This window comes from Longimicrobium sp., from assembly GCA_036389135.1.
Lineage (GTDB): Bacteria > Gemmatimonadota > Gemmatimonadetes > Longimicrobiales > Longimicrobiaceae > Longimicrobium.
Genome location: DASVQP010000001.1, coordinates 64,810 through 87,850, shown reverse-complemented (window position 1 = coordinate 87,850; position 23,041 = coordinate 64,810). Strand labels below are relative to the sequence as shown.

At 69.2% G+C, this 23,041-nt stretch carries 20 protein-coding genes; 5 read left to right on the top strand and 15 right to left on the bottom strand.

Annotated features, from left to right (window positions below; all coding sequences use genetic code 11):
* Window positions 1-11: 11 nt before the first annotated feature.
* From VF584_00370 to VF584_00350, 5 genes are all read left to right on the top strand, one after another.
* Window positions 12-3,257 carry a TonB-dependent receptor plug domain-containing protein gene (locus VF584_00370; protein ID HEX8208606.1) on the top strand — a complete coding sequence of 1,082 codons (3,246 nt, stop codon included), beginning with the start codon at window positions 12-14 and terminating at the stop codon, window positions 3,255-3,257.
* A gap of 135 nt (window positions 3,258-3,392) precedes the next feature.
* Complete coding sequence (locus VF584_00365) at window positions 3,393-3,929, top strand: hypothetical protein (protein HEX8208605.1); 537 nt, start codon at window positions 3,393-3,395, stop codon at window positions 3,927-3,929.
* A gap of 2 nt (window positions 3,930-3,931) precedes the next feature.
* On the top strand, window positions 3,932-4,531 hold the full coding sequence (locus tag VF584_00360) for a GNAT family N-acetyltransferase (GenBank protein HEX8208604.1): 600 nt from the start codon (window positions 3,932-3,934) through the stop codon (window positions 4,529-4,531).
* Between the two features lie 131 nt (window positions 4,532-4,662).
* A complete protein-coding gene (locus VF584_00355) occupies window positions 4,663-5,088 on the top strand; it encodes a hypothetical protein (protein ID HEX8208603.1) in 426 nt (141 codons plus the stop codon).
* Window positions 5,089-5,551: 463 nt separating this feature from the next.
* Complete coding sequence (locus tag VF584_00350; protein HEX8208602.1) at window positions 5,552-6,118, top strand: hypothetical protein; 567 nt, start codon at window positions 5,552-5,554, stop codon at window positions 6,116-6,118.
* Between the two features lie 656 nt (window positions 6,119-6,774).
* Here the strand turns inward: VF584_00350 and VF584_00345 are convergent.
* The 15 genes from VF584_00345 to uvrB all read right to left on the bottom strand — a co-directional run bounded on the left by VF584_00345 (window position 6,775) and on the right by uvrB (window position 22,918).
* Window positions 6,775-8,052 carry an aminotransferase class I/II-fold pyridoxal phosphate-dependent enzyme gene (locus tag VF584_00345; GenBank protein HEX8208601.1) on the bottom strand — a complete coding sequence of 426 codons (1,278 nt, stop codon included), beginning with the start codon at window positions 8,050-8,052 and terminating at the stop codon, window positions 6,775-6,777.
* 340 nt (window positions 8,053-8,392) lie between these two features.
* Window positions 8,393-12,049 (bottom strand): hypothetical protein, encoded by a 3,657-nt coding sequence (locus VF584_00340; protein ID HEX8208600.1) that lies wholly within the window; start codon window positions 12,047-12,049, stop codon window positions 8,393-8,395.
* Complete coding sequence (locus VF584_00335) at window positions 12,046-12,951, bottom strand: ABC transporter ATP-binding protein (protein ID HEX8208599.1); 906 nt, start codon at window positions 12,949-12,951, stop codon at window positions 12,046-12,048. Before VF584_00335 ends, VF584_00340 begins: the two co-directional genes overlap by 4 nt.
* Before the next feature lie 172 nt (window positions 12,952-13,123).
* Complete coding sequence (locus VF584_00330; protein HEX8208598.1) at window positions 13,124-13,570, bottom strand: hypothetical protein; 447 nt, start codon at window positions 13,568-13,570, stop codon at window positions 13,124-13,126.
* 73 nt (window positions 13,571-13,643) lie between these two features.
* Entirely contained in the window at window positions 13,644-15,032 is a 1,389-nt protein-coding gene (locus VF584_00325; protein HEX8208597.1) for a serine hydrolase domain-containing protein, read from the bottom strand.
* 105 nt (window positions 15,033-15,137) lie between these two features.
* Window positions 15,138-15,695 carry a hypothetical protein gene (locus VF584_00320; GenBank protein ID HEX8208596.1) on the bottom strand — a complete coding sequence of 186 codons (558 nt, stop codon included), beginning with the start codon at window positions 15,693-15,695 and terminating at the stop codon, window positions 15,138-15,140.
* Window positions 15,692-16,879: an NAD(P)/FAD-dependent oxidoreductase gene (locus VF584_00315; protein ID HEX8208595.1), complete on the bottom strand. Its 1,188-nt coding sequence runs from the start codon at window positions 16,877-16,879 to the stop codon at window positions 15,692-15,694. Before VF584_00315 ends, VF584_00320 begins: the two co-directional genes overlap by 4 nt.
* A 186-nt stretch (window positions 16,880-17,065) precedes the next feature.
* Complete coding sequence (locus VF584_00310) at window positions 17,066-17,398, bottom strand: LytTR family DNA-binding domain-containing protein (protein ID HEX8208594.1); 333 nt, start codon at window positions 17,396-17,398, stop codon at window positions 17,066-17,068.
* Window positions 17,399-17,566: 168 nt separating this feature from the next.
* A complete protein-coding gene (locus VF584_00305; GenBank protein HEX8208593.1) occupies window positions 17,567-17,752 on the bottom strand; it encodes a hypothetical protein in 186 nt (61 codons plus the stop codon).
* A gap of 415 nt (window positions 17,753-18,167) precedes the next feature.
* Window positions 18,168-18,419 carry a hypothetical protein gene (locus VF584_00300; protein ID HEX8208592.1) on the bottom strand — a complete coding sequence of 84 codons (252 nt, stop codon included), beginning with the start codon at window positions 18,417-18,419 and terminating at the stop codon, window positions 18,168-18,170.
* Between the two features lie 183 nt (window positions 18,420-18,602).
* Window positions 18,603-19,157, bottom strand: a complete 555-nt coding sequence (locus VF584_00295) for a single-stranded DNA-binding protein (GenBank protein HEX8208591.1) — start codon at window positions 19,155-19,157, stop codon at window positions 18,603-18,605.
* An 87-nt stretch (window positions 19,158-19,244) separates the two neighbouring features.
* Window positions 19,245-19,709, bottom strand: coding sequence for a ribosomal protein S18-alanine N-acetyltransferase (rimI, locus tag VF584_00290; protein HEX8208590.1), 465 nt, complete (start codon window positions 19,707-19,709; stop codon window positions 19,245-19,247).
* Window positions 19,709-20,404 carry a tRNA (adenosine(37)-N6)-threonylcarbamoyltransferase complex dimerization subunit type 1 TsaB gene (tsaB, locus tag VF584_00285; protein ID HEX8208589.1) on the bottom strand — a complete coding sequence of 232 codons (696 nt, stop codon included), beginning with the start codon at window positions 20,402-20,404 and terminating at the stop codon, window positions 19,709-19,711. The genes rimI and tsaB overlap by 1 nt, the downstream gene beginning before the upstream one ends.
* Window positions 20,401-20,868, bottom strand: coding sequence for a tRNA (adenosine(37)-N6)-threonylcarbamoyltransferase complex ATPase subunit type 1 TsaE (tsaE, locus tag VF584_00280; protein HEX8208588.1), 468 nt, complete (start codon window positions 20,866-20,868; stop codon window positions 20,401-20,403). The genes tsaB and tsaE overlap by 4 nt, the downstream gene beginning before the upstream one ends.
* The gene (gene uvrB, locus VF584_00275) at window positions 20,861-22,918 is read right to left on the bottom strand and encodes an excinuclease ABC subunit UvrB (protein HEX8208587.1); all 2,058 of its coding nucleotides are present in this window, start codon (window positions 22,916-22,918) and stop codon (window positions 20,861-20,863) included. The genes tsaE and uvrB overlap by 8 nt, the downstream gene beginning before the upstream one ends.
* Window positions 22,919-23,041: the final 123 nt, after the last annotated feature.

Here is a 23,041-nt window from a genome sequence, read left to right as displayed (position 1 = left end):
CGGAGGCGACAATGCGTGTGCGCGAAGTGGTCACATGCCTGGCGGCGATGCTGCTGACGGCGACGACGATCGAGGGCCAGACCGCCGCGGTGGCGGCGGACCTGGAGGAGTGCAGGCTGGCGGGGAACGGCAAGGAAAAGGAGCGGATGGAGGCGGCGGCGGCCCGCCTGGAAGCCGCGGCCGCGGCCATGGACGCGGCGCGTCCCGTGGAGGCGCTGGTCGTGCGGGCGCGGGTCCGCACCGCGTGCCAGATCCCCTTCGCCCCCCTTCTGCGGCAGGGCGCGCTGGTGGCGGAGGCGAACGAGCTGCTGGAGCGGGCGCTCGCGCAGGACCCCGGGCACCTGGCCGCCCGGGTCATGCTGGGGATGAACCACTACCGCGCCCCGGCGTTCCTGGGGCGCACGGACGCCGCGGTGGAGCAGCTGGAGCTCGTGCTGCGCGACCACGGCACGCGGGCGGAGCCGGCCGTCGCGACGACGTACCTCTCTCTCGGCGAGCTGTACGCGCGCCAGGGGCGCAGGTCGCTGGCGGCGCAGACATGGAGGCGCGGCGCGGCGCAGTTCCCGGCCCACGCCGGCCTGCGCGAGAAGGCGGGCGCGCCGGTGGCGGCGGATTCCGTCCGGCCGGCGAGCGCTCCCGCGCCGACGCCGGCGCCGCAGCAGCTCGCGGTCGTGCCTCAGCCGGCGGCCCCGCTCGCGGCGCAGCCACCGGCCGCCACAGTGCAGCCCGCCGGACCGGTGGCGACCGACCTGGAGGAGTGCAGGCTGGCCGCGGCGGAGAAGACCAAGGAGCGCATGGAGGCCGCGGCGGCCCGGCTCGAGGCTGCTGCATCCGCCATGGAGCCGGCCCGTCCCGTCGAGGCGCTGGTCCTCCGCGCGCGTATCCGCACGCAGTGCCAGATCCCCTTTGCCCCCGTGCTGCGGCAGGGCGCGCTGGTGGCGGAGGCCAACGAGCTGCTGGAGCGCGCGCTGGGGCTCGATCCACAGCACCTGATCGCGCGCTTCATGCTGGGGATGAACCACTCCCGCGCGCCCGCCTTCCTGGGGCGGACGGATGCGGCCGTGGAACAGCTCGAGCGCGTTCTGCGCGATCACGGCACGCGGACGGAGCCGGCGGTGGCATCGACGTACCTGACGCTGGGCGAGCTGTATGCCCGCCAGGGACGCAGGACCCTCGCGGCGCAGACATGGAGGCGCGGCGCGGCGCAGTTCCCATCGCACCCCGGCCTGCGCGAGAAGGCGGGCGCCCCGGTGGCGGCCGATTCGATCGCGCCGCGCGCGAGCTCCGCCGACTCCACGGCCAGGCCCGCTCCCCAGCAAGCCAGCGCCGCCGATTCCGCGGCCGGCATTCCGCGGCCCGTGGTCGCGGCGCCACGCGCCCCGGTGCTGCTCGCGCCGATCCTGGTGATGGGGAGCACCTACTCGGTGGACGACCCGCGCGCGGCGACGCGGCTTTCCAAGCAGGAAGTGTACACCATGCCGGGCGGCACGGCGGACGTCTTCCAGACCTTCCAAACGCTGCCCGGCGTCACGCGAGTGGGCGACAGCGGCGACCTGTACGTGCGCGGTGGCGATCCGGCCGAGACGCCGATCTACGTGGACGGCGCCCGCCTCTTCCACCCCGGCCGCTTCGAGACGCTGAGCGGCTCCATCTTCGGCGTCTTCGACCCGTCGGTGATGCGGACGGCGTACTTCTCCAGCGGCGGCTTCTCGGCGCGGTACGGCAACGCGCTCTCCGGCATCGTGGCGCTGGAGACGGACCGCCGGCCCACCACGCGGCACTGGCGCGCCGGCGCCAACCTGGTCTCCCTCGGCGGCACCTTCTGGCAGCCGCTGGGCGAGCGCGCGGGCATGTGGTCCACCGCGATGCTGACCGACGCGCGCGCGCTGCTCACCCTGCACGGCCGCACCGGTGACTACCCCGAGGCACCGGCCTCGAAGCAGCTCATGGCCGGCTTCTCGGTGGAGCCGATGGAGGGGATCGAGGTGCGGCTCGGAGGGCTCCTCGTCTCCGACGAGACCACGGCGCTGATCTCGTCGACCGGCTACGAGGGACCGTTTCGCAGCGAGTCCGGCTCGCGGCTCGGCACCGCCGAGATCCGCGCGATGGGGTGGGACGGCAAGGCCACGGCGCGCATGACGCTCGCCGCGTCCACGCGCGACACCCGCTTCGGGTTCGGCGTGCTGGAGCGCGACCACGAGGACCGCCAGTTCGGCACGCGCATCGACGGCGAGGTCAAGGGATCCCGCGTCACGCTGCGCGCCGGCTTCGAGGGCGCCCTGCTGGAGGCGCTGTCGGACGGCACGGTCCCCACGAGCGGCCAGGTGGCGCCCGGCTCCCCCTCGCGCACGCTGGAAAGCGAGCTGGACAGGGCGGACCACCTCGGCGGCTACACGGAAGTCGAGTGGCGGGCGACGCGCCGGATCGCGCTGCTGGGCGGAGTGCGCGCGGACAATCTACCCGGAGAGAGCGGGATCCAGGTGGACCCGCGCCTCGCCGCCGCCTACAGCCTGAACGGCTGGACGTACCGGGTGGGCGGCGGCCGCTTCAGCCAGGGGCGCTGGCGCACTCGCTACGCGCTCCCCAACCAGGGGAACGCGTCGGGCGTGCCGCTGCGGGCGCACCACCTGGTCGCCGGCGTGCAGCGCGACGGCACCCCCGCGGTGCGCGTGGAGGCGTACGTCAAGCGCTACGACGACTACGTCGCGGAAACCGGCACCGACGCCGATGCGCCCCAGGTGGTCGGGGGCCGCTCCCATGGGCTGGACGTGCTCTTTCGCCCGCAGGGGGTGGGGCCGGTCGTGGGCTGGCTCACCTACTCGTACCTCAAGGGCGAGATCGAGCTGGAGGACGGCGGGTGGGTGCCCTCCCGCTTCGACGTGACGCACACGCTCTCCACCGTCGGCAAGCTGTCGATGGGCGAATACGAGCTGGGCCTCACGGGCCGCTACGGCACGGGGCGGCCGAACACGCCCATCCTCGGCGCGTCGCCGCCCGTGGGCAGCGCGCCCGCCACCCCGCTCTACGGCGACCTCAACTCGCAGCGGCTCCCCGACTACGTGCGCCTCGACGGCCGGCTCTCGCGGCTGATGCGGATGAGGGGCGGCATCGTGGTGGCCTACGTGGAGGGGCTCAACCTGCTCGACCGCGGCAACGTGATGTCGTACACCTACGACGCCGCCTACCGCGACCGGCAGCCCGTGCGCACCTTCTTCGGCGACCGCACCCTGGTGCTGGGCGTGGAGGCGCAGTTCTAGGATGCGCGATTCGATCAGGGCGCCCGCGGCCGCCCTGGCGGGGCACACCCGCGGGCACCGCCGCCCCACGACGGGGCGGCGTCCACTTCACCCTCTTCGGCCCCGCGGTGCGACCGAGCCGAAAGACAAGGGTCCATGACCGGAAAGACCGCGATCCTGATCGTCCACATTGCGTGCGGTACGGCGTCGCTCATCCTGGGCCTCGTTTCCATGTTCGCCCGCAAGTACAACTCTCTCCACACGAAAGCGGGAGAGGCGTACCACTGGGTGATGCTCGGGCTGTTCCTCACCGCGAGCACGCTGGCGATCATGGACTGGGCCAAGATCTGGTGGTTCCTGCCGGTCGCGGCGGGCTCCTACGCCTTTGCGCTGGTGGGATACGTGGCGGCGAAGCGGCGGCCGAAGGGCTGGCTGCGCGTGCACCTCATAGGTCAGGGCGGCTCGTACATCGCCGCCGTTACGGCGCTCCTGATCGTCAACTGGGAGAACCTGACCGGCACGCGCGGGGTGCTGTCGCCCTGGGCGTGGGGGCTGCCCACGGTCTTCGGATCGGCGATCCTCTTGTGGCTCCTGCGCGAGGTGGCGCAGGGAAGGCGGCCCAAGCCCCCGCCCCGCAAGCCGCGCAAGGTGCGCGCGCCGCAGCCGGAAGCTCCCGCGCTCGAGAGGTTGTGAGCATGGCCATCATGGAGACATACTCGCCTGCCCGGACGGGGTTGGAGCTCATCTGCCCAACGGCCGAGCACCTCCCCGGCTACGTCGACGCCCTCGAGCGTGGCTGGTCGCCCCTCGTCCACCTAGGCGAAGCCGCCGCGCGCAACGAGCTGGAGAAGATCGCCCGCGACCCCGCGCAGTTCCTCGCCCTCCAGGTGGACCGGGAGGCGAAGGGCGGGCCCATCATGCGGCAGGACGGCACGATGGTGCCCCGCCTTCCCGGCGTCCGCCGCTGGATGTGGGACGGCGAGTTCTGCGGCGTCATCAGCCTTCGCTGGCAGCCGGGAACGTGCGCGCTCCCGTCGTACTGCCCCGGCCACGTCGGCTACTCGGTGGTTCCCTGGAAGCAGGGGCGCGGCTACGCCAAACGGGCCCTGGCCGCGCTCCTCCCCGAGGCGCGCCGCGAGGGCCTCTCCTACGTCGAGCTGACCACCGACCTCACCAACGAGCCCTCGCGCCGCGTCATCGAGGCCAACGGCGGCTTCCTGGTGGCACGCTTCCAGCCCGACCCCAGCGGCCGCCACCCTGAGCAGCTCAGGTACCGCATCCCGCTCCCCGCCTGAGCCCGTCCGCGCGGTGCGTGGACGGGCTCGCGTGCGGACACCGGGAAACGTGTTGCTTGTCCGGGCGCGCCCGCACGGGTACCGTTCGCTGCGACCGCACGATGTTGCCGTTCTCACAGTGGAGGGACCCGATGCGTAATCCCCACCTTTTCCTGCTGCTCGCCCTCACGATGGCCACCGGAGCCTGCGGCGACTCCACCGGCGGCGGCATCGACAACGAGCTCGAGCGGCAGCTTAGCTCCGTCGCCGGCCCATGGGCCGGCGTCTCCACGGAGCTCACGCTGGATTTCCAGCTCCAGGAGGGAGCCGGGAACGCCGTCTCGGGAAGCGGCACCATGAAGGAGGCCGCGGCCGCCAGCGCCGTGCCCATCACCGTGACCGGGACCTTTCAGCGCCCGCAGCTCTCGCTCACCATCAGCGGCATGACCTTCGAAGGCCGCGCCGTCCAGGGCACCTTCCAGGGGAGCTACACCACCGTCGGCGGCATCAGCGCCCCGCTGCAACTCACCGCCGTCGGCTACTCCAAGAACGTCACCATCCTGCTGCAGGAACGCTGAGGCACCACGCACACACAGCTGGCGCGCACCTCGCCGCGGGGGGCTTCCGAGCCCGCCTCAGTCCCTGGCCCGTTATCTCGCCCGCACTCGGATTGTAGAAAGTTACGCACACGCCCATCCTCGAGGGCGCGTTCAGCCACGAGCGGCGGTCAAAACCCTAAAGCAACTGAGGGGGGTACGAGAGTGTCTTGCTGCGGCCCAGCCGTCGCCAATTTCGAGCCCTCTTGACTCGAGCCATCCAGCAGGGCAGCGTGTGGCGGGAGGGGCGGACGTTAGCCCGGGTCGTGAGAGCCGATTCGATTCCGTTCGAAGGAATGTCCCGGACGAACTCGGCAAAGGCATTCTCCGGATTCGAGGGAAAATCCAACGTACAGGCGGATCGCGCCACCAGTGTTTGCGCCATTGTAGGGAAATAGTTTTGCCTAGACATCGATTCGGCAGAAGAAAGGAGAGGCTATCAACGATGCTTGACTTTTTACGAAGAATCTCAGGGATTTCGACACCGTTTGGTGGTTTTCAGTGGGATAATGAACCACGCGAGCGTGAGATCATTTACGAGATGCTGCAGGCATTAGGGAACCGCAGACTGATCCGTGTATACCACGGCGGATTCGAATATGTCGCCGTGCTGAGATCCTGCGAGATGATCAGGGAAGTCATCACCGATGCGCTGAAGAAAACTCGACCGAAAAGCGGTGCGCGCATTCCACTCGAAGAAATGCGCGGAGCGATTCATATTTTCCAAACGCTAGTAGAGGAGCGGTACCCGCGGGAGCGCTTCACTTATGACAGAGACGACCGGGAGGCTTCACCTCACGAAGAGGTTTTAACTACTCTTTATGCTTTAAGAGATTACTTTGGTGAACGACTATCGTGGCTTAGTACTACGTATGATATTGCATTACCCCAGAACATGTCTTATCAGTACAACCTTGCTGCGGGGAAGGTGTCTGGGAGCGATCAAATTCCAGTTACTGAGGAGACGGCTGCTCCCGACGCCTCTGACGACGCAAGGCAAAATTCGCGTTGAGTTCCTCTCCGTACAGCTTGCGAACACCGGCCGGTCTGACTCAGCGCTATCTCGTCGCTGCGCGGGCGTAAGTACGAGACGCGTTGAATAATGTGCGAGAGTATCGATCTTAACTGCGACTGTTGACGATTGGAGTCGCCCCTTTGGTTCGGCACACAGAAGGAGATGGTTTCTCTCCTTCCGCTCGTAGCCGCCGTACCAGCTCTATCGAGCGTCGCCTATACCCCTTCACCCACAACGACTTACGCTACTTTCGCACACCCCCACCGCTCGCACGCGGCTCGCCCCATGTGCATGCGTGGGGTGGCACGGGCGCGCGCGTGTTCCCGCTGCTTTATGGCAGTCAGGGCGTCTATCGTCCTTCACCGGGCGACTTCCCGGTTCCTGCCGGAATCGTGGATATTCACCTCCTCCACGTTGTCGAAGCGCTCCAGATCAATCAGCAGGAGATAGGGGTCGATGCCGGCCTCGGCGGGTTTGCGGGGGACGGTCAGCGTGATCGTCTGCTGGCCGGTGCGGATGCGGTGGGGGCGCCGGTAGAGGGCACCATGAAGGAGGCCGCGGCCGCCAGCGCGGTGCCCATCACCGTCATGGTACCTTTCAGCGCCCGCACCCGCCGAGCCCCCCGGTGTGCCGATCAGGTGAAATCAGTCGGGTCAGTGTCCCCAGCTCTCGCGGGGGATGGCCCGGGCGTACAGCGCGTCCAGCGCCTCGCGCTCGATGCCGTACGTGCGGAACGTCTCCGGAACGTGCCGCGCCAGCGACTGCGCCAGGCCGCGGAGCTCGTCCTTGCCCTGCAGCGCCGTGATCGCGATGCGCATTCCGGCGCGCTTTACCGGCACGACGGGAAAGTGCGACACGTTGATGTAGTACCCGTCCTCTTCCACCTTGCGCGCGACGTCGAACATCGCCTCCTGGTTGCCCACTTTGAGAAAGAAGATGGGGCTCTCGTTCGTGCTCAGCAGCGGCAGATCGAACTCGTGGAGCAGCGCGTTGAAGAGCTGCACCCGCTCCGCCAGCGCCTGCTGCAGCCCAATGATCTCATCGCTCAGGTGAATCTGGGCCGATGCCAGCGTGGCACCCAGCAGGGGCGGCGGCGTCGGTGTGGAGAAGAAGTACGGCCCCCCCGTCATCTGCACCCGCTCGCGCTCCGCCTCGTCCGTAAAGACCAGGCATCCGCCGCTCGCCCCGAACCCCTTGGCGAGCGAGGTGGCGAGCACGATTTGGGGGCTGAGCGGCATCCGCGAAAGAAAGTGCCCCCGGCCGTGCGTGCCTGCCCAGCTGAGCCCGTGCGCGTCATCCACGTACAACCGGATGTTCGGGGCCACCTCCAGCGCCCGCTGCAGCAACCCCAGCGGCGCAACGTCCCCGTACATGGAGTAGATGCCGTCGATGGCGAAAAAGACGGTGCGATGCGCGCGCGACAGGCGCTCCAGCGTATCGAGCAGGCGGTCGTCCAGGTCGCGGTGCGGGATGGTCTCGACCGTGGCACCTCCCCCCTGCGCCAGCGCGGCCCCGATGTGGACGCTGCGGTGCGCCTGGTTGTCCAGCAGGATCGCGTCCTTTTCCGTGGCCAGCACGGGAAGCGCGATCTGGTGGGCGAGCGTGGTGCTCGGCACAAGGAGGGTGGGGGCATCGAAGATCCGGCGCATCGCGTCCTCCGCCTCCCGGTAGATCGGCGGCGATACGTACGCGCGCGATGTCGCGAACTGCACCCCGTACCGGCGAACCGCGTCCACACAGCCTTCGATCACGCGGGGGTGGAATTCCAACCCCAGATACGAGCACGACGCAAAGGAAACCAGATCCTTTCCGTTCAGCCGGAGCGTGGGCCCATCGATTTTCTCGTTCTGAGCTATGCGGAAGCTGGTGCCCCGGCGGCGCGCCTCACGGTGGATCTGCTCGATCTGCGGGAGCATCTCAGAGGTTTCCATCCAAATTTCTCCTGCGGGCGAATGCTCCCGCGTGTGTGGCAGCAAACACGGCACGGATGGCCGGACCACTCGCCTGTCGCAAGCAATCGCTTGGGCGCCCGTCGCCGAAATGAGGGCGGAACTATAAACCGTCAGGCGGCGCTAAGGCAATCCGTGTCGTGAAATGTTTCAGAGCCCGAGACGATGTGCGTGGGGCTCGCCGATCGGCCGCTCCCCGGAGCATGCGGACGATGGCGGAATGGCGAACGGAAACGCGAACGCCCGCCCGGACTTTTCTCCAGGACGGGCGTTCTGCATCCAGGCAAAATCAAGAGATGCGTGTACGGGCTGACGTTCGCTCTCACCTCTCGATCTCCACCGCCTCCACGTTGTCGAACCGCTCCAGGTCGATCAGCAGGAGGTAGGGGTCGATGCCGGCCTCGGCGGGTTTGCTGGGGACGGTTAGCGTGATCGTCTGCGGGCCGGTGCGGATGCGGTGGGGGCGCAGGTAGAGCCGCTCGCCGTACTCCGTGCCCTGGCCGGAGGGGGCGAAGACGCCGATCGGCACCCACTCGCTCATCGGCACCTCCGTCTCGACGCCGGCGGGATCGACGGTGACTTTGCGCGCGCGCAGGCGGAGCGTCACCTGCCAAGCGCCCCCCGCGATCTGCTTCGCGGAGGCGCGCTCCGTCTTGAGCTGCCAGAAGGTGTTCGCGGCAAGCAGGTCGTGGAGGAGAGGCCGCAGCGAGTCCGGCGTGACCGCCTGGAGTTCGCGGTAGAGGTCGAGGGTGGTGGACGGAGGCGCGCCCGCGCGCTGCTTCTGGCGCAGGCGGCGGAAGGCGAGGTTCACGCGATCCGGGCCCATGTACTCGCGCAGGGCAAAGAAGGCCGCGGGGCCCTTGCGATAGGCCGCGTACGGGTCCATCGCGCGGAGCAGCGGGACGGACTGGCGGATGGGCGGGATGGGTGACGGCTGGCGGAAGAACCTCCGCAGCCGCTCCAGGTGCGCGCGCCCGTAGGTTTCTTCCACGACGCCCATGGCGGCGTACCAGGCGAAGCTCTCGGAGAGCAGCGGGGCTCCCTCGGCGAGGGCATACGCGGTGCCCCACTGGTGCGCCATCTCGTGCGCGATGATCGCGAACGGCATGTCCAGGCCCTTCGCATCGTCCGCCGGGTTGTAGCGGGAGAAGCCTTCCGTGTAGTCGATCGTGGTGGCGTCGGCGTGCGCGCCCAAACCGCTTCCCGGATTCTCGACCAGGCGGATGAAGCTGTGCGGGTAGGGGCCGAACTCGCGGCTGTTGTGCTCCAGCGAGGCGCGCACGCTGCGGAGCATGCGGGGCAGGTTCGCCGCGTGCCGCGGGTGATGGAAGACCTGAATCGTGACGGGCCGCCCCGCGCCCGACTTGGGAGCCCAGCGCTCCTCGTGCAGGGCGTAGCGCGCGGAGAAGAAGCGGTATTCGTTGCCGATCGGGGCGTCGGTGGCGTAGTGGAAGTAGCGGCGCCCGTTCCTGGTCCACGTGCGGCGCAGCAGCCCAGGCGCCACGGCGGTCTGGTCGCCATCCGTGCCGATGACCGTTTCTACGGCGACGCGCGCGGCGCCGGTGAAGTCCTCGCCCGCCTCGCCGGTGACGTCCCCACCCGCTTCGACCTCGGCGAGCGAGGGAAAGAGGCGGCGCGGGGAGAGCCCGTGCGCACGCCGCTCGCTGGGCTTGAACAGCTCGCGGCGCAGATCGTATCCGATCTCGGGAAGGAACTCGTTGGTGAAGAAGCTGCTCGCCGCCGTCACCGAGCGGCCGGCGCCGCTGTTGCGGAAGCCCCGCGGCTTGAGATGGATCGCGAAGCTGAGCCGCAGCGATTCGCCGGGCTGGAGCGGCTGCTTCAGTGCGTAGATCGCGTGGCCGAGGTCCTGGTCCGCGACTACGCGCGTGGCGGGGCGGTCGAAGGTGATGGCGCCGGTCTGCACTCCCGGGGTGGTGGCCAGGTGGATCGTGTCGATCGGCCTCTGGGTGCGGTTCACGAGGAAGTGCGTGCCGCGCACCTCCACCTCGCGCCGCCGGGGATGGATCTCCATGTGCAGCTTCGTCCCGGCGATCCGGGGCTGCGGGGCGTTGGCGTATCGCCCGAAGCGCCGCTCGTACTCGGCCTGCCGCTCCGACCTCTCAAAAGGCGAAGCGTACTCGTTCAGCACGTTGGTGTTGTAGAAAACGAAGCCGCCCAGCGCGATCACGAGCCCCGCCGCCGTCGCGGCGGCCACCGCCGTAGGGCGCGTGAAGCGAAGGCGCGCAAGCTGGAGCCGCACGCGGAGGCTCCCCTCCAGCCCGCGCATCCAGAGCACCCTCGCCACCACCACCAGCAGCAGCGCCCACGCGCCCCAGTAGAGCATGAACCACGTCCACGGCCCCAGCGACGCGCCGAAGCCGCGCATGTCCGAGTACGTCCACTTCGGCGCCGAGCCGTAGACGAGCAGGTCGTGGTCGATCCCCAGCCAGGCGGCGAAGGCGATGAAAACGTAGGCGAAGAGCGCCAGCAGGTGGCCGAGGTACTTCTGGTTGACCAGCCCCTGCACCACCAGGGCGAGCACGGCGAAGAGGAGGTACTCGGGCAGCTGGAGCCCGAAGAGGACCTTGAGGTAGAGGCCGATCTCGAACTTGTAGTACCCCATCCTCACCTGCACCGCCATCCCGACCGCCATCAGCAGCGCCATCCACACGGCGAGGATCAGGCTGAGCCCCAGAAACTTGCCGGCGAAGCGCACCCCATCCGGCACCGGCGCCGCGTCGGTGATCTCGCCCAGACCCGCCCCCCGCTCGCGCCAGACCAGCTCGCCGGCGTAGAGGACGATGAACAGCGGGGTGATCACCCACTGGGTGAAGGGCTGGGTAAGGGAGGCGGTCAGAAAGGTGAGGACGTACTCGGTCCGGGGCAGCAGCGGGGTGCCCGAGCTCTCGAAGTTCTGCGGCAGGACCATGACGGCGATCGCCGCGATGCCGGCCAGCACCACCAGCCCGCCGCGGCTCTTTGCGATCGTAAGGAACGAGTCCTGGGTGATGGCGAGCGTCTGGCGCGCGCGGCTCGCGAGGCCGAACGCCTGCCCGACGTCGGGTACGGAGATCGGGACGATGCTCGCGACGTCGCTGCCGGAGGGCGTCGGCGCGTGCGCATCGCCCCTGTTCCCGCCAAAGCGCGCGATGCGGCTCCACCACGCGCTCGCCGCCAGGTGCTCGAAGCGGAAGCGGGCGTAGGTGAACGCGAGGGTCGCCAGCGCGGCGCCCGTCCAGAGCAGTCGGCTGTGGAGCAGAGGCCCCTCCAACTCGATCAGGCGCGTGCTCTTCTCGATCGGCGACCATCCCAGGACCAGCTCGGACGTGATGAACAGATGGCCCAGGACGTCGAGCGGCGCCGCCAGGTCCTGTCGCTCCAGGTAGTACATCACGGCGGCGAATCCGCCGTACGCCACGAAGATCAGGAGCACGCTGCCCACGTAGCTGGCGAGCGCCCGCCGCCCCAGCGCCGCCCACGCGAGCTGGATCGAGGTGCCGACGAAGGCGTTCGGCAGCGCAAAGAAGCCGTAGGCCGTGAGGTACGCCGCCGGCCGGAACGGCCCGATCAACTCGGGGTCCACGCCGGACGCGTAGACGGCGAGCATGATGCCGAGTGGGACGGCGAGCAGGATCAGCAGGTTGAGGACGAGCGCGGCCAGGAAGCGCCCCCCCAGGTGCTCGGCCTTGCTGACGGGCGCCGTGTAGGTGAGGGGGTGCATCCCCGTCTCCACGTCGCGCGCGGCGATCTCGCCGGCCGTGGCCGCGCCCAGCACGAGCCACAGCATGGTGCCGAACACGGTGGTGGACGCGATGATGAAGGGGGAGTTCAGAAAGAAATCCGCGTACAGCGCGTCCTGGATGTAGCTTCCTCGCACGAACAGGAACGCGATCGTGGCGAGGATGGCGAAGACGAGCCAGGTGGAGACCCGGCGCGCCTGGTAGGCAAATTCGAACCGGAAGATCGTCCGCAGCTTCATGACGCCACCGCCGCCTGCTGGCTCCGGCGGCCGATGTGCCCCGCCATGGTGCCGAAGTAGACGTCCTCCAGGTCCGGCTCGGCGGGCTCGAAGCCGGGGCCGGGCGCCGCGTCGGCGTAGACGTGCACCAGGGTGCGCCCGGCGAGCATCTTGGTGGAGATCACCGCGTGCTCGCGCTCCACCTCGGCCAGCGCGCTCTTTTCGATCACGCTGCGCCAGATCCGCCCCCGCATCTCCTCGATGGCGCCGAGCGGCTCGGCCTCCAGCAGGATCTCGCCGCGGTCGATGATCGCCATCCGCGTGCACAGTTCGGAAACGTCTTCCACGATGTGCGTGGAGAGGATCACCGCGCTGTTCTCGCCCAGTTCGCTGAGCAGGTTCAGGAACCGGACGCGCTCGGCCGGGTCCAGCCCCGCCGTCGGCTCGTCGACAATGAGCAGCTTCGGGTTCCCCAGCAGCGCCACCGCCACGCCGAACCGCTGCCGCATCCCGCCCGAGTAGCCGCCCAGCTTCTGCTTGCGCACCTCCCACAGGTTCGTCTGCCTGAAGAGCGCCTCCACCACCTCCTTGCGCGCCCTCTTCTCCGGGATGCCCTTGAGGATGGCGAAGTAGTCGAGCAGCTCCTCCGCGCTCGCCTTGGGATACACGCCGAACTCCTGCGGCAGGTATCCGAGCGTCTTCCGCACCTCGTCTTTCTGGCGCACGACGTTCAGGTCGCCGAGCTGGATCGTGCCGCTGTCCGGCTCCTGGAGCGTGGCGAGGATGCGCATCAGCGTGGATTTGCCGGCGCCGTTGGGTCCCAGCAGCCCGTACATCCCCGCCGGTATCGTGAGCGTCACGTTCTTGAGCGCCTGCACGCCGTTGGGATAGCTCTTGGAGACGCCGCGAATCTGCAATTCCATGGCTGCTGTCCTGGCGAGTGCCGCTGTGGAGAACGGGATGCAGCGACACCCGGTTGGATGTACTGGCCGCTATATGAAGTACTTTATGTTTCAAAGCACAGGCGCGCAAGGCTTCGGCGGAATGGTCCTACCCGGTTACGCCGTCACTCGCCCTGCCGACCAGCTTCCCTGCTCAACCCTGCTGCGTTGCGCCCGCATGAGAGTGCCGCCGCGCGGCGTACCGCGACACCATCGCCGATACGACAGCCGTGAGGGCGCTCATCAGGGTAATGGAGCCGATGACGATGGCGGCGAGCTGCCACAGCGGGAGCTTCGAAGTCGACTCCCCGATGGTGAACGGAAGCACGCCCACCAGCACACCCGCCGCCGCTCCCCACGCGCCCGCACGCACACGCGTCAGCTCGCCGGGTCCGCGGCGGCCATACGCAATCCCGATCAGCGCCGAAAACACCACTCCGGACAGGAAGCCGGGGTACGCTCCGATCGCCGGCCACATCTCGTCCATGGACCCGTCCGGATCCACGATCAACCCCACCAGCACGGCGATGGGCGCCCACGCCACGGCCCACGCCAGTCCCATCACCACCGCACCCCGGATGCGTGTCAGCACGTCCTTCATTTCGGCCTCCCTCTAATCCTTGAACGGGTTGGTGGAACACGGGAGAGGCCGCACGGCCCCTCCCGCGCGAGCGTTACTGCTTCTTGAGGATCATGTGCGCGGCGGGCGTGCTGACGCGCAGCTCCGTCACCGGACCGCTGTCGCCGTTCGCGCGGCGGAAGGCCATGATCCTGTTCCCCTGCCGAAAGGTGAGCCCCTCCACCCAGGGGACGGGGCGCGCCGGCGCACCGTCCGGCGCAAACGCCAGCCCCTGCGGCGTCTGCGTCACCTCGATCACCATGTCCCGGCCGCGTCCCTGCCCCACGTACCTGCCTACCAGCGGCGCGGCATCGCCGGCGAACCACTGGGGCCTCGGGCGGGTCCAGCCCAGGATCTGGCTGGCGAGCTCGCTCGCGACGGCGCTCGGATCCAGGGTGCCGGCCGTGTTCTGGAGGACGACCACGGCCATCTTCGCGGCGGGATACCATCCCACCTCCGCCGTGAAGCCGGCGATCGCGCCGCCGTGGCCGATGTAGCTGTGGCCGCTCGGGTCCGGCCCCACCTGCAGCCCCATGCTGTAGCGCAGCGGCGTACCGTCGTTCAGCTTCGACGGCGTAATGAGCTCGGCGTACGATGCCGGCGAGAGCACCTTGCCGCCGTGCAGCGCCCTCACCCAGGTCACCATGTCGCCCGCCGTGGAGCAGAGCGAGCCGGCGGAGAAGGGCCAGGTATGCACGTTGGTCCGCGCGCGGCGCACCACGCGGTTCGCCGCCACCATGTATCCATGCGCGCGGCGGGGGACGTTCTCCGCGCTGTGGCAGTACATCGAGCGCGTCATCCCGAGCGGTTCAAAGATCTTCTTCTCGACGTAGTCCTCGTAGCTCATCCCGCTCGCCTTCTCCACCACCAGGCCGAGCAGGAAGAAGGCGGAGTTGTTGTAGATCTGCGCCTCGCCCGTCCTGAACTGGAACGGTGTGCGCCGGATCAGCGCGTACGCCGAGTCGCGGGGGAAGCGCTCGTTGGTCACCAGGATGCCGAACTCCGGCATCTCGGTGAGCCCCACCATCCCCGAGGTGTGGTCGAGCAGCCGGCGCAGCGTCACCCGGTTGCCGCGCGTGTCGAAGTCGGGGAGCCACTTCGTGATCTCGTCGTCCAGGCTGAGCTTCCCCTCGTCGCGGAGCTGGAGCAGCGCCACGGCGGTGAACTGCTTGGTGACCGAGCCGATCTCGAACAGCGCGTCGTGCGGCATCGGCACGTCCCACTCGACGTTCGCCTTTCCGTACCCCTTGTAGAGCAGCGTGTCGTTCCCCCTCACCACCGCCGCCACGAGGCCTACGGCGCGGTTCTCCACCACGCCGGACGCGGCGATCGAGTCCAGCCGTACGTGGAGCGGACGCCCCGGCTGCCCGCCCGCCGCCGAGGCGGTGACGGCGACCAGGACGATGGCGCCGAGGGACGAACGGAGTGTGGCTGTCCTGAGCATGGATGCGGTCCGGTTGCGGGTCGAGTGCCACGAGCGTCTCACCAGATCACTTTGCAATGCAAAGTATGCGGGCACACCCGGTGTGTCAAACGTCTTGCACCGGCGTCAGACCGCGCCGCGCACGGCCGGAGCGCCGCGCCGCCGGGCGTGCGCATCCCCCGCCCCATCCAGCGGGTCCCCACCGCCCACGAGACCGGGCTCCACCGCCTCCGGCAGCACGTGCTCCGCGCGCTGTGCGAGCTTGAGCGAACCGCCAGCCGCGACGGCGCCGAACAGCACCGCCAGCACCGCGTCACCGAGGATGAGCCCCGGCGGTATCAGCCCACCGCCCGAAAGCAGGCTCATCGTCTGGAGGAAGAGCGGCACGAACAGCCCCGCCATGACCCCGCCGCCGACCCCGAAGCGGAGCGCGCTCATCTCGGCAAGACGGCGCCCGCGATACAGAGTACCGATGGCGAGGGAAAATGCTCCTCCCACGATTCCACCCATGACCCCGAGCTTCGCGGCGATCCCGAGCCCGTCCAGCCAGATCACCCCCTCGGGGAGGAAGCCGGCGACCTTGAGGACGGCGAACACCGCGAGCGCGAGGGCGGTCCACCCCGCGCCCCACACGAAGACGTTCCCGATCGCGCCCCGCAGGCGCCGGAAGAAGCTGTCACTCATGATGGCACTCCCTGCTGTGTTGAAGCGGGAACGAGGCCCGGCATCGCACCCGTTCCACGCCCGCGCGCGACGTCGGGGAACGATCCGTGGCCAAAGAACACCCTGTGCGCGACGGTGCGGAACGGGGGGAGGCGGAGCGCCGCGCAGGCGAGCTCGGCCGCCAGGGGCGAGCGCACCGCCGCCAGCGCTCGGCGGATGAGGAGGCGGGTACGGAAGCGGGCGCGCAGCGAGGTGCCGTCGTACGGCGCCAGCGCGGCCGGCTCGCCCGTGGCCAGGAGCTCGACGGCCACCTCCGCGGCCAGGGCGGAGAGGCGGAGGCACGGGTCCAGCCCGCCCGCCGTCAGCGGCGACACGGCGCCGGCCGCGTCGCCCGTCAGCAGCCCGCGCGCGCAAGCGATGCGCGGCAGCACACCGCCCACCGGGATGCGCCCGCCACGGCGCTCGCACGGCACCGCGCCCTCCAGCCCGAAGCGCGCCGCCACGCGGGCCTGGAATCGCCGCAGCGCCTCCGCCGGCTGGAAGCGCGATGCGTAACCGCCCACGCCCACGTGCACCTCCTCGCCGTCGTCCACCACCCAGGCGATGTAGCCGGGCGCCACGCTGGGGTCGATCCAGCAGTGGAAGGTGGGAGCGTGCCCGGTGGCGACGCGGCGGAACACCTCCTCCACCCCCACGATCCACTCGCGGTTCTCGTCCAGCCCCAGCGCGGGCGCCACCCGCGACGTCGCGCCGTCCGCGCCGACCACGAAGCGCGCCAGGAGCCGCTCGCGCCGTCCGCCCCGCTCCAGTGCCGCGGCCGAGCCCGCCCCGTCCGGCTCCAGCGCGGCCAGGGTGGTCGAGGGCGCCCACTGCACCCCGGCGCGGAGGCAGGCGTCCAGCTCCCGGCGGTAGAGCGCGCCCATGCGGCCTACGCGGTACTCGTCGTGCGGGCTCTCCAGCAGCTGCGCCCGCCCGCGCGGCGAGTAGAGCGCCACGCGCCGCACCGGAGGCCCCAGGCAGTCGTCCGGCAGCTCGAAGCTCTCCAGCGTCCGCCGGACAAAGATCCCGGTGGTGTGCACCGCGTGGTCCACGGCGGGCTTGCGGTCGGCCAGCAGCACGCTCGCGCCCGCCTCTCCCAGTCGGCGGGCGCACTCCAGCCCCGCCAGCCCGGCGCCCACGACGAGCACGTCCACGCGCGCGCTCACGACCCGCCTCCAGCGCGGCTCAATCCGGTTCCTTCTACCTCGGTCACGTGTTCCTGCATTTGGCGGCCGATCATCTTGTCCCGAAGCTCGATTTCCCGACGCGGGTCTACCCTGTAAAAAGTACTTTAAGTTACAAAGAGTATGAGCGCAAGGGCCATGATGCGGAGAGGCGCGGACGAACGGCGGCTACATCTGCCGGAACAGATGCACGTAGCCGCGGCTCACCGGCAGCACCTCGTCGCGTCCCCTGAGGAGGATCTCCGCGGTTTCGTTCTCGTGCCGCTTCACATGGCGGATCGCGCGCAGGTTCACCACCACCGAGCGATGAACCTGCGCGAACTGCTGCGGATCGATCTGCTCCAGCAGCTCCTTGAGCGCAACCCGGATCACCGCCTCGGCGGGTTTGCCCCCGTCTTGCCAACCGACGACCGTGTACTTCGCGTCCGAGCGGAGGTAATCGACGTCGCCAATTGCGATGAGGCGCACGGTCTTCCCCGCCTGCGCCCGGATCCAGCGCAACGGGTCGCTCTTCCCGCCGCCCTGCAGGTGCCGTGGGAACAACGTTATTGCGACGAAGCGCGGATTTGCGCGGACGAATGGTGGTTAGCCCGCCGGAACAAATACTCGCGACCCGCGGCTCACGTCCGACTCCGGCGCTCTGCTCGCCTGTCCGCGATAGGTGTGTGGCTACGACGCGACGTACCCGGCCACTGGTCGGATCAGGTCATGGAACCCGAAGTCAGCGGAGTCGCTGTGCGGGGCGGCGAGCGACGCCGGCATCTCGGCCTTGAACTGCCGGAACCGTGCGATGACCTTGTCGGAGCCGGCCAGGAAGGTGGTTTTCGGCGGCTGGGAGAGCAGAAAGCCGCGCACGTGCCGGACGTCGTTCTCTGGATCGCCGCTAATGGCCTGGATACTTGGCCGGCAATGTCCGAGATGTACCTTTGGAACCGGTACTGCTCGGTATCGAGGATCAACGCGGCCTTTCGCTTCTGAGCAACGCCACCGAACGCCTCCGCCCCCATAAAAAATGCCCAGTTCGAACGGCATGTTGAAGCGCGGGAGCGGCGGATTTCCGTCCGTGAGATGTCGTGGACCGACAGCCGGCACGCCCTGATGATGTCGTTGACCTTCTGGATACATACCTGGCTGCTGTCGTCCACCTCCAGCGCGCGACGCGGAAAGTATCCAAGATCGTAGACCGAAAAAGTAATGGCCTCGAAGAGAGGCCAATACTGTGAATCGAACGGGCAGTTGACGAAGACGCTGTTCTCGTACGTTGCGAGGGTCATCGTTCGGCCGGAGCCCGTGCCGCTCGCGTGCGATTCTTCGGGGGTTTCCGCCTGGACGCAGCCGTCTTCCCCTTTCGCACGATCACGAAACGCCCCGACTCGTCCCGCCAGAGGTACTGCTCCTCCCCCTCGATCAGCTCCACCTTCGCGGCGTTGCCACGTGCCATTCGGAAGACACGGGCTACACCGGCGATGGTGAACTTCGGCTTGCTCCTGGTGGGCGCCTCGCCCATGGTGTGGGTCTTCATCGTGACATCCGATGTGGGTGGTACTGCGGTCGATTCCCCTAAGTAAGCACCCCGGCTCCGTCTGCCCCCCGCGTGCGCCCGGCAGCTTCCTGAGGAGGCGGTCTAGCGGCCGCGCTCCCTCAGAAAGCCTTGTCAGCACTGATCGTTCGGCGGCCATGCTACCGGGTTCGACCAACACCGACCCTAGAACGGCAGATCGTCGTCGTCGTCCATTCCCGGCGCCTGGAAGTCGTCGTACGAGCCGCCCCCACCCGCCGGGGCGCCGCCGCCGCCGCCACGCGATCCGCCGCGATTGGCGCCTCCGCCGCCACCACCACCGCCGGAGCCGCCGCCCGAGGAGGCCGCCTGACGGTAACCGCCGCCTCCGCCGCCGTAGTCCCCGCCGCCGCCTCCTTCACGGCTGCCGAGGAGGAGGACCTCGCGGGCGCGGATCTCGGTGACGTACCGGGTGTTGCCGTCCTTGTCGTCGTAGGTGCGGTACTCGATCTCACCCTCCACGTACACCCGCTCCCCCTTTTTCAGGTACTTCTCGATCACGTCCACCAGCGGGAAGGGCTTGTCCCAGGCAACCACGCGGTGCCACTCCGTCTTTTCCTGCTGCTGGCCGTTGCGGTCGTTCCAGCGCCGGCTGGTGGCAAGCGAGAATTGCGCGACGCGCGCACCGCCTGCGGTCGTACGGATCTCGGGGTCCGAGCCCACGTTGCCGATCAGCATGGCCTTGTTCAGGCTGCGAGCCACAGCTCCTCCTTCATCCCAAAGTGAACAGAGTTGACACCCCAAGGCGCATAGGATACTCCCCCCGCGCGCCCGGTGTCAAGAGAATCGTCAAACGCGGAGACGCATAATGAGCGCGTCTTCCGTGGGCGACGAGTAGTACGAGCGGCGGCGCCCGATCACCGAGAACCCGCGCTCCAGGTACACCGACTGCGCGCCCACGTTGGACTCGCGCACCTCCAGGAAGATCTCCTGGGCCCCGCGCTCCCTGACCCTTCGCACCACGGCGTCCACCAGCGCTCCGCCGATCCCGCGTCCGCGCGCCTCTTCGGCCACGGCCACGTTCCCCAGTTCGCTCTGGTCCACCACCGTCCAGCACGCCGCGTATCCCACCACCCGCCCCACCGCATCGGCCACGAAGAGGTCGGTGTCGGCGCGGCGCATGAGGCCGCGAAAGGTGTTCTCGCGCCAGGGGGTGGAGAACGCGGCGGTCTCGATCTCCATCACGTCCGGCAGGTCGCTCTCGCGCAGGAGGCGGATGCGGAAGGCGGGCATGGCGCGCACGGAGGCCTCCATCAGCGCACCCTCCCCTGCGCCGCGATGCGCTCCGCGCCCGAGGAGCGCACGTAGTCCGGCTCCCACCCGGCGACGTCGGCCACGCGCCCTCGCTCCGGCACCGCGCCCGCCAGCCAGAGGAGCCCCGCCGCGATCGAGGGCCCCTCCTCCGGCGCCACGGCTTCGGGGCCGAAGGCGGCGGCCAGCACGTCGCGGTGCATCCACGCGCCCTCGCCGGTGAAGAGGGGCGGATCGTCGCGGAAGCGCTCGATGAGCTCGTCAAGCGCGAGCGCCTCGATCGCCATCGCCTCCTCCACGCCGGCCCCGAAGCGCCAGCAGCCGGCGTACACCTCGCGGTTGCGGGCATCGAAGAGGGCGCACACGGCTCGCCCGTCCTCCCGTCGAGCGGCCGCGGCACCCATCAGTCCGCTGAAGGCGAAGAGGGGGACGCCGCGCACCCGCACCACCGCCTTGGCCGTCGCCGCGGCGATGCGGAGCCCGGTGAACGACCCCGGCCCGCCCCCCACCACCAGCGCCGCCACGTCCCCCGGAGCCAGACCCGCCGCACGCAGCGCCTCGTCCGCGTTGGGGAGCAGCGTCCCCGAGGCGCCGGCCCGGTTGGGAAGGACGCGCTCAGCCACCACGCACCCATCCACCCCCACGGCCACCGATCCGCCGAGCGTGGAGCTGTCGAGCGCGAGGACCGGGCCGTTCAACGCGCGCCCTCCATCGGCGGCAGCGCGGGCGGGGCGCCGACCGGCGTGGCCGCGACCCGGCGCAGGTCGCCGCCGGCCGCTTCCTCCAGCTCCACCTCCCACCTGGTCGCAGGCAGCATCGTCTCCGCGCGCTCCGGCCACTCGATCAGAACCACGTCCCCCGCGGCGCCCAGCTCCTGCCATCCGAGGTCCCACACCTCGTCCGGGTCCTCCAGGCGGTACAGGTCCAGGTGGTGGACCGTCACCCCGCGTGGCGTGTCGTAGCGGAAGAGGAGGTTGAAGGTGGGCGAGGGCACGTCCCCCGCCACCCCCGTGCCGTGCACGATGGCGCGGGCCAGCGTGCTCTTCCCCGCCCCCAGGTCGCCGCGCAGCGCGATCACCAGCGGCGTCTCCGCCTCCCGCCCGATCCGCTCGCCCCAGGCTACCAGCGCGGCCTCGGAGAGCTCCGCGACCCGCTCAGCCATAGCCCCGAAGCTGCGACACGGTCCGCCGCTGCGGCGCCGGACGCGCGCCGTCCATCTCCGCCTTCAGCTCCAGGTACTGGTCGCGCAGGAGGGCGGCGCGCTCGAAGTCCAGCTGGGCGGCGGCGTCGCGCATCTCGCGCTCGATCTCGGCCAGGATCTCCTCCGGCTTCCTGGCGCCCTGCCCCGCGCGCCGCTCCGCCACCTTTTGGATCTCCTGCTGCTGCGCCTCGTACTTGGTGCTGCGGGAGTCGGCCACGCGCGTCGACCTCTCGATCTCCTCGATCGACTTGATCACCGACTGCGGGATGATGCCGTGCTCGCGGTTGTACTCCTCCTGCAGCGTGCGCCGGCGGTCCGTCTCCTCCATCATGCGCTGCATGGAGCCGGTGATGCGGTCCGCGTACAGGATCGCCGTCCCCTGCACGTTGCGCGCGGCGCGGCCTACCGTCTGGATCAGCGACGACGAGGAGCGCAGGAACCCTTCCTTGTCCGCGTCCAGGATCGCGACGAGCGACACCTCAGGGAGGTCCAGCCCTTCGCGCAGGAGATTGATGCCGATCAGCACGTCGAACTTCCCCAGCCGCAGGTCGCGCAGGATCTCCACCCGCTCCAGCGACTCGATGTCCGAGTGCAGGTAGCGCACGCGCACGCCGGCCTGCGACAGGAAGTCGGTGAGGTCCTCGGACATCCGCTTGGTAAGCGTGGTCACCAGCACCCGCTCGCTGCGCGCGGCGCGGATGCGGATCTCGGCCAGAAGGTCGTCCACCTGCCCCTTCACCGGCCGCACGATCACCTGCGGGTCGATGAGGCCGGTGGGGCGGATGATCTGCTCCACCACCACGCCCCCCGCCCTGGCCAGCTCGTACTCCCCCGGCGTGGCCGAGACGAAGACGGCGCGCGGCACCAGCGTCTCCCATTCGTCGAACTTGAGCGGCCGGTTGTCCAGCGCGGACGGAAGGCGGAAGCCGTGGTCCACCAGCGTCAGCTTGCGCGCGCGGTCGCCGTTGAACATCCCGCCGATCTGCGGCACGGTGACGTGGCTCTCGTCCACCACCACCAGGAAGTCCTCGGGAAAGTAGTCGTACAGGCACGCCGGCCGGTCGCCCTCCGCCCGCCCCGAGATGTGGCGCGAGTAGTTCTCGATCCCGGAGCACGTCCCAATCTCCAGCATCATCTCGATGTCGAAGTTGGTGCGGCTCTCCAACCGCTGCGCCTCCAGCAGCTTCTGGTCGCGGTAGAGCTCCTTGAGCCGCTCGTCCAGCTCCGCCCTTATCCGCTGCACCGCGCGCTCCAGCGTGGGCCGCTGGGTCACGAAGTGCTTCGCCGGATAGATGGCGCAGCGCGGCAGGATGGCGATGGTGTCGCCGGTCAGCGGGTCGAAGCGGGTGATGCGCTCCACCTCGTCGCCCCATAGCTCCACCCGCACCCCCTGCTCCTCGTAGGCGGGGTAGATCTCGATCGTGTCGCCGCGCACCCGAAAGGTGCCGCGCTCGAACGAGGCGTCGTTGCGCGAGTACTGGATGGCGACGAGCCCCTCCAGGATCTTCTTGCGCCCGATCTCCTGCTTCGTCTCCAGCGTCAGCATCAGCTTGCGGTACTCCTGCGGGTCGCCCAACCCGTAGATGCACGAGACCGAAGAGACGATGATGACGTCGTCGCGCTCCATCAGGCTCGATGTGGCGCGCAGCCGCAGCCGCTCGATGTCCTCGTTGATCGAGGAATCCTTTTCGATGTACGTATCCGTGGAGGGGACGTACGCCTCGGGCTGGTAGTAGTCGTAGTACGAGATGAAGTACTCGACCGCGTTGCTGGGGAAGAACTGCTTGAGCTCGCCGTACAGCTGCGCGGCGAGCGTCTTGTTGTGGCTCATCACCAGCGCGGGCTTCCCCAGGTTGGCGATGACGTGCGCCATGGTGAGCGTCTTCCCGGTACCGGTGGCGCCCAGCAGCGTCTGGTACTTGTCGCCGCGCTTAAGCCCCTCGGTAAGCTCCTCGATGGCCCGCGGCTGGTCGCCCGCGGGGGAGAAGGGAGACACCAGTTCGAACGGCATTTTACCTCGTCAGCGGACCACGAAGAAGGCGCGCGGGGATCGCCCCTCCTGCTACCCCGAACAAACCCCGAAGTTCACATCGGACGCTAGCCCATCACGCTGGCTCCCGCGCCCCCAATCCGC

What these genes read in the sequence shown, in the direction of transcription:
- VF584_00370 (HEX8208606.1), top strand. Translation starts at nt 12, where the DNA reads ATGCGTGTGCGCGAAGTGGTCACATGCCTGGCGGCGATGCTGCTGACG.
- VF584_00365 (HEX8208605.1), top strand. Translation starts at nt 3,393, where the DNA reads ATGACCGGAAAGACCGCGATCCTGATCGTCCACATTGCGTGCGGTACG.
- VF584_00360 (HEX8208604.1), top strand. Translation starts at nt 3,932, where the DNA reads ATGGCCATCATGGAGACATACTCGCCTGCCCGGACGGGGTTGGAGCTC.
- VF584_00355 (HEX8208603.1), top strand. Translation starts at nt 4,663, where the DNA reads ATGCGTAATCCCCACCTTTTCCTGCTGCTCGCCCTCACGATGGCCACC.
- VF584_00350 (HEX8208602.1), top strand. Translation starts at nt 5,552, where the DNA reads ATGCTTGACTTTTTACGAAGAATCTCAGGGATTTCGACACCGTTTGGT.
- VF584_00345 (HEX8208601.1), bottom strand. Translation starts at nt 8,052, where the DNA reads ATGGAAACCTCTGAGATGCTCCCGCAGATCGAGCAGATCCACCGTGAG.
- VF584_00340 (HEX8208600.1), bottom strand. Translation starts at nt 12,049, where the DNA reads ATGAAGCTGCGGACGATCTTCCGGTTCGAATTTGCCTACCAGGCGCGC.
- VF584_00335 (HEX8208599.1), bottom strand. Translation starts at nt 12,951, where the DNA reads ATGGAATTGCAGATTCGCGGCGTCTCCAAGAGCTATCCCAACGGCGTG.
- VF584_00330 (HEX8208598.1), bottom strand. Translation starts at nt 13,570, where the DNA reads ATGAAGGACGTGCTGACACGCATCCGGGGTGCGGTGGTGATGGGACTG.
- VF584_00325 (HEX8208597.1), bottom strand. Translation starts at nt 15,032, where the DNA reads ATGCTCAGGACAGCCACACTCCGTTCGTCCCTCGGCGCCATCGTCCTG.
- VF584_00320 (HEX8208596.1), bottom strand. Translation starts at nt 15,695, where the DNA reads ATGAGTGACAGCTTCTTCCGGCGCCTGCGGGGCGCGATCGGGAACGTC.
- VF584_00300 (HEX8208592.1), bottom strand. Translation starts at nt 18,419, where the DNA reads ATGAAGACCCACACCATGGGCGAGGCGCCCACCAGGAGCAAGCCGAAG.
- rimI (HEX8208590.1), bottom strand. Translation starts at nt 19,709, where the DNA reads ATGGAGGCCTCCGTGCGCGCCATGCCCGCCTTCCGCATCCGCCTCCTG.
- tsaE (HEX8208588.1), bottom strand. Translation starts at nt 20,868, where the DNA reads ATGGCTGAGCGGGTCGCGGAGCTCTCCGAGGCCGCGCTGGTAGCCTGG.
- uvrB (HEX8208587.1), bottom strand. Translation starts at nt 22,918, where the DNA reads ATGCCGTTCGAACTGGTGTCTCCCTTCTCCCCCGCGGGCGACCAGCCG.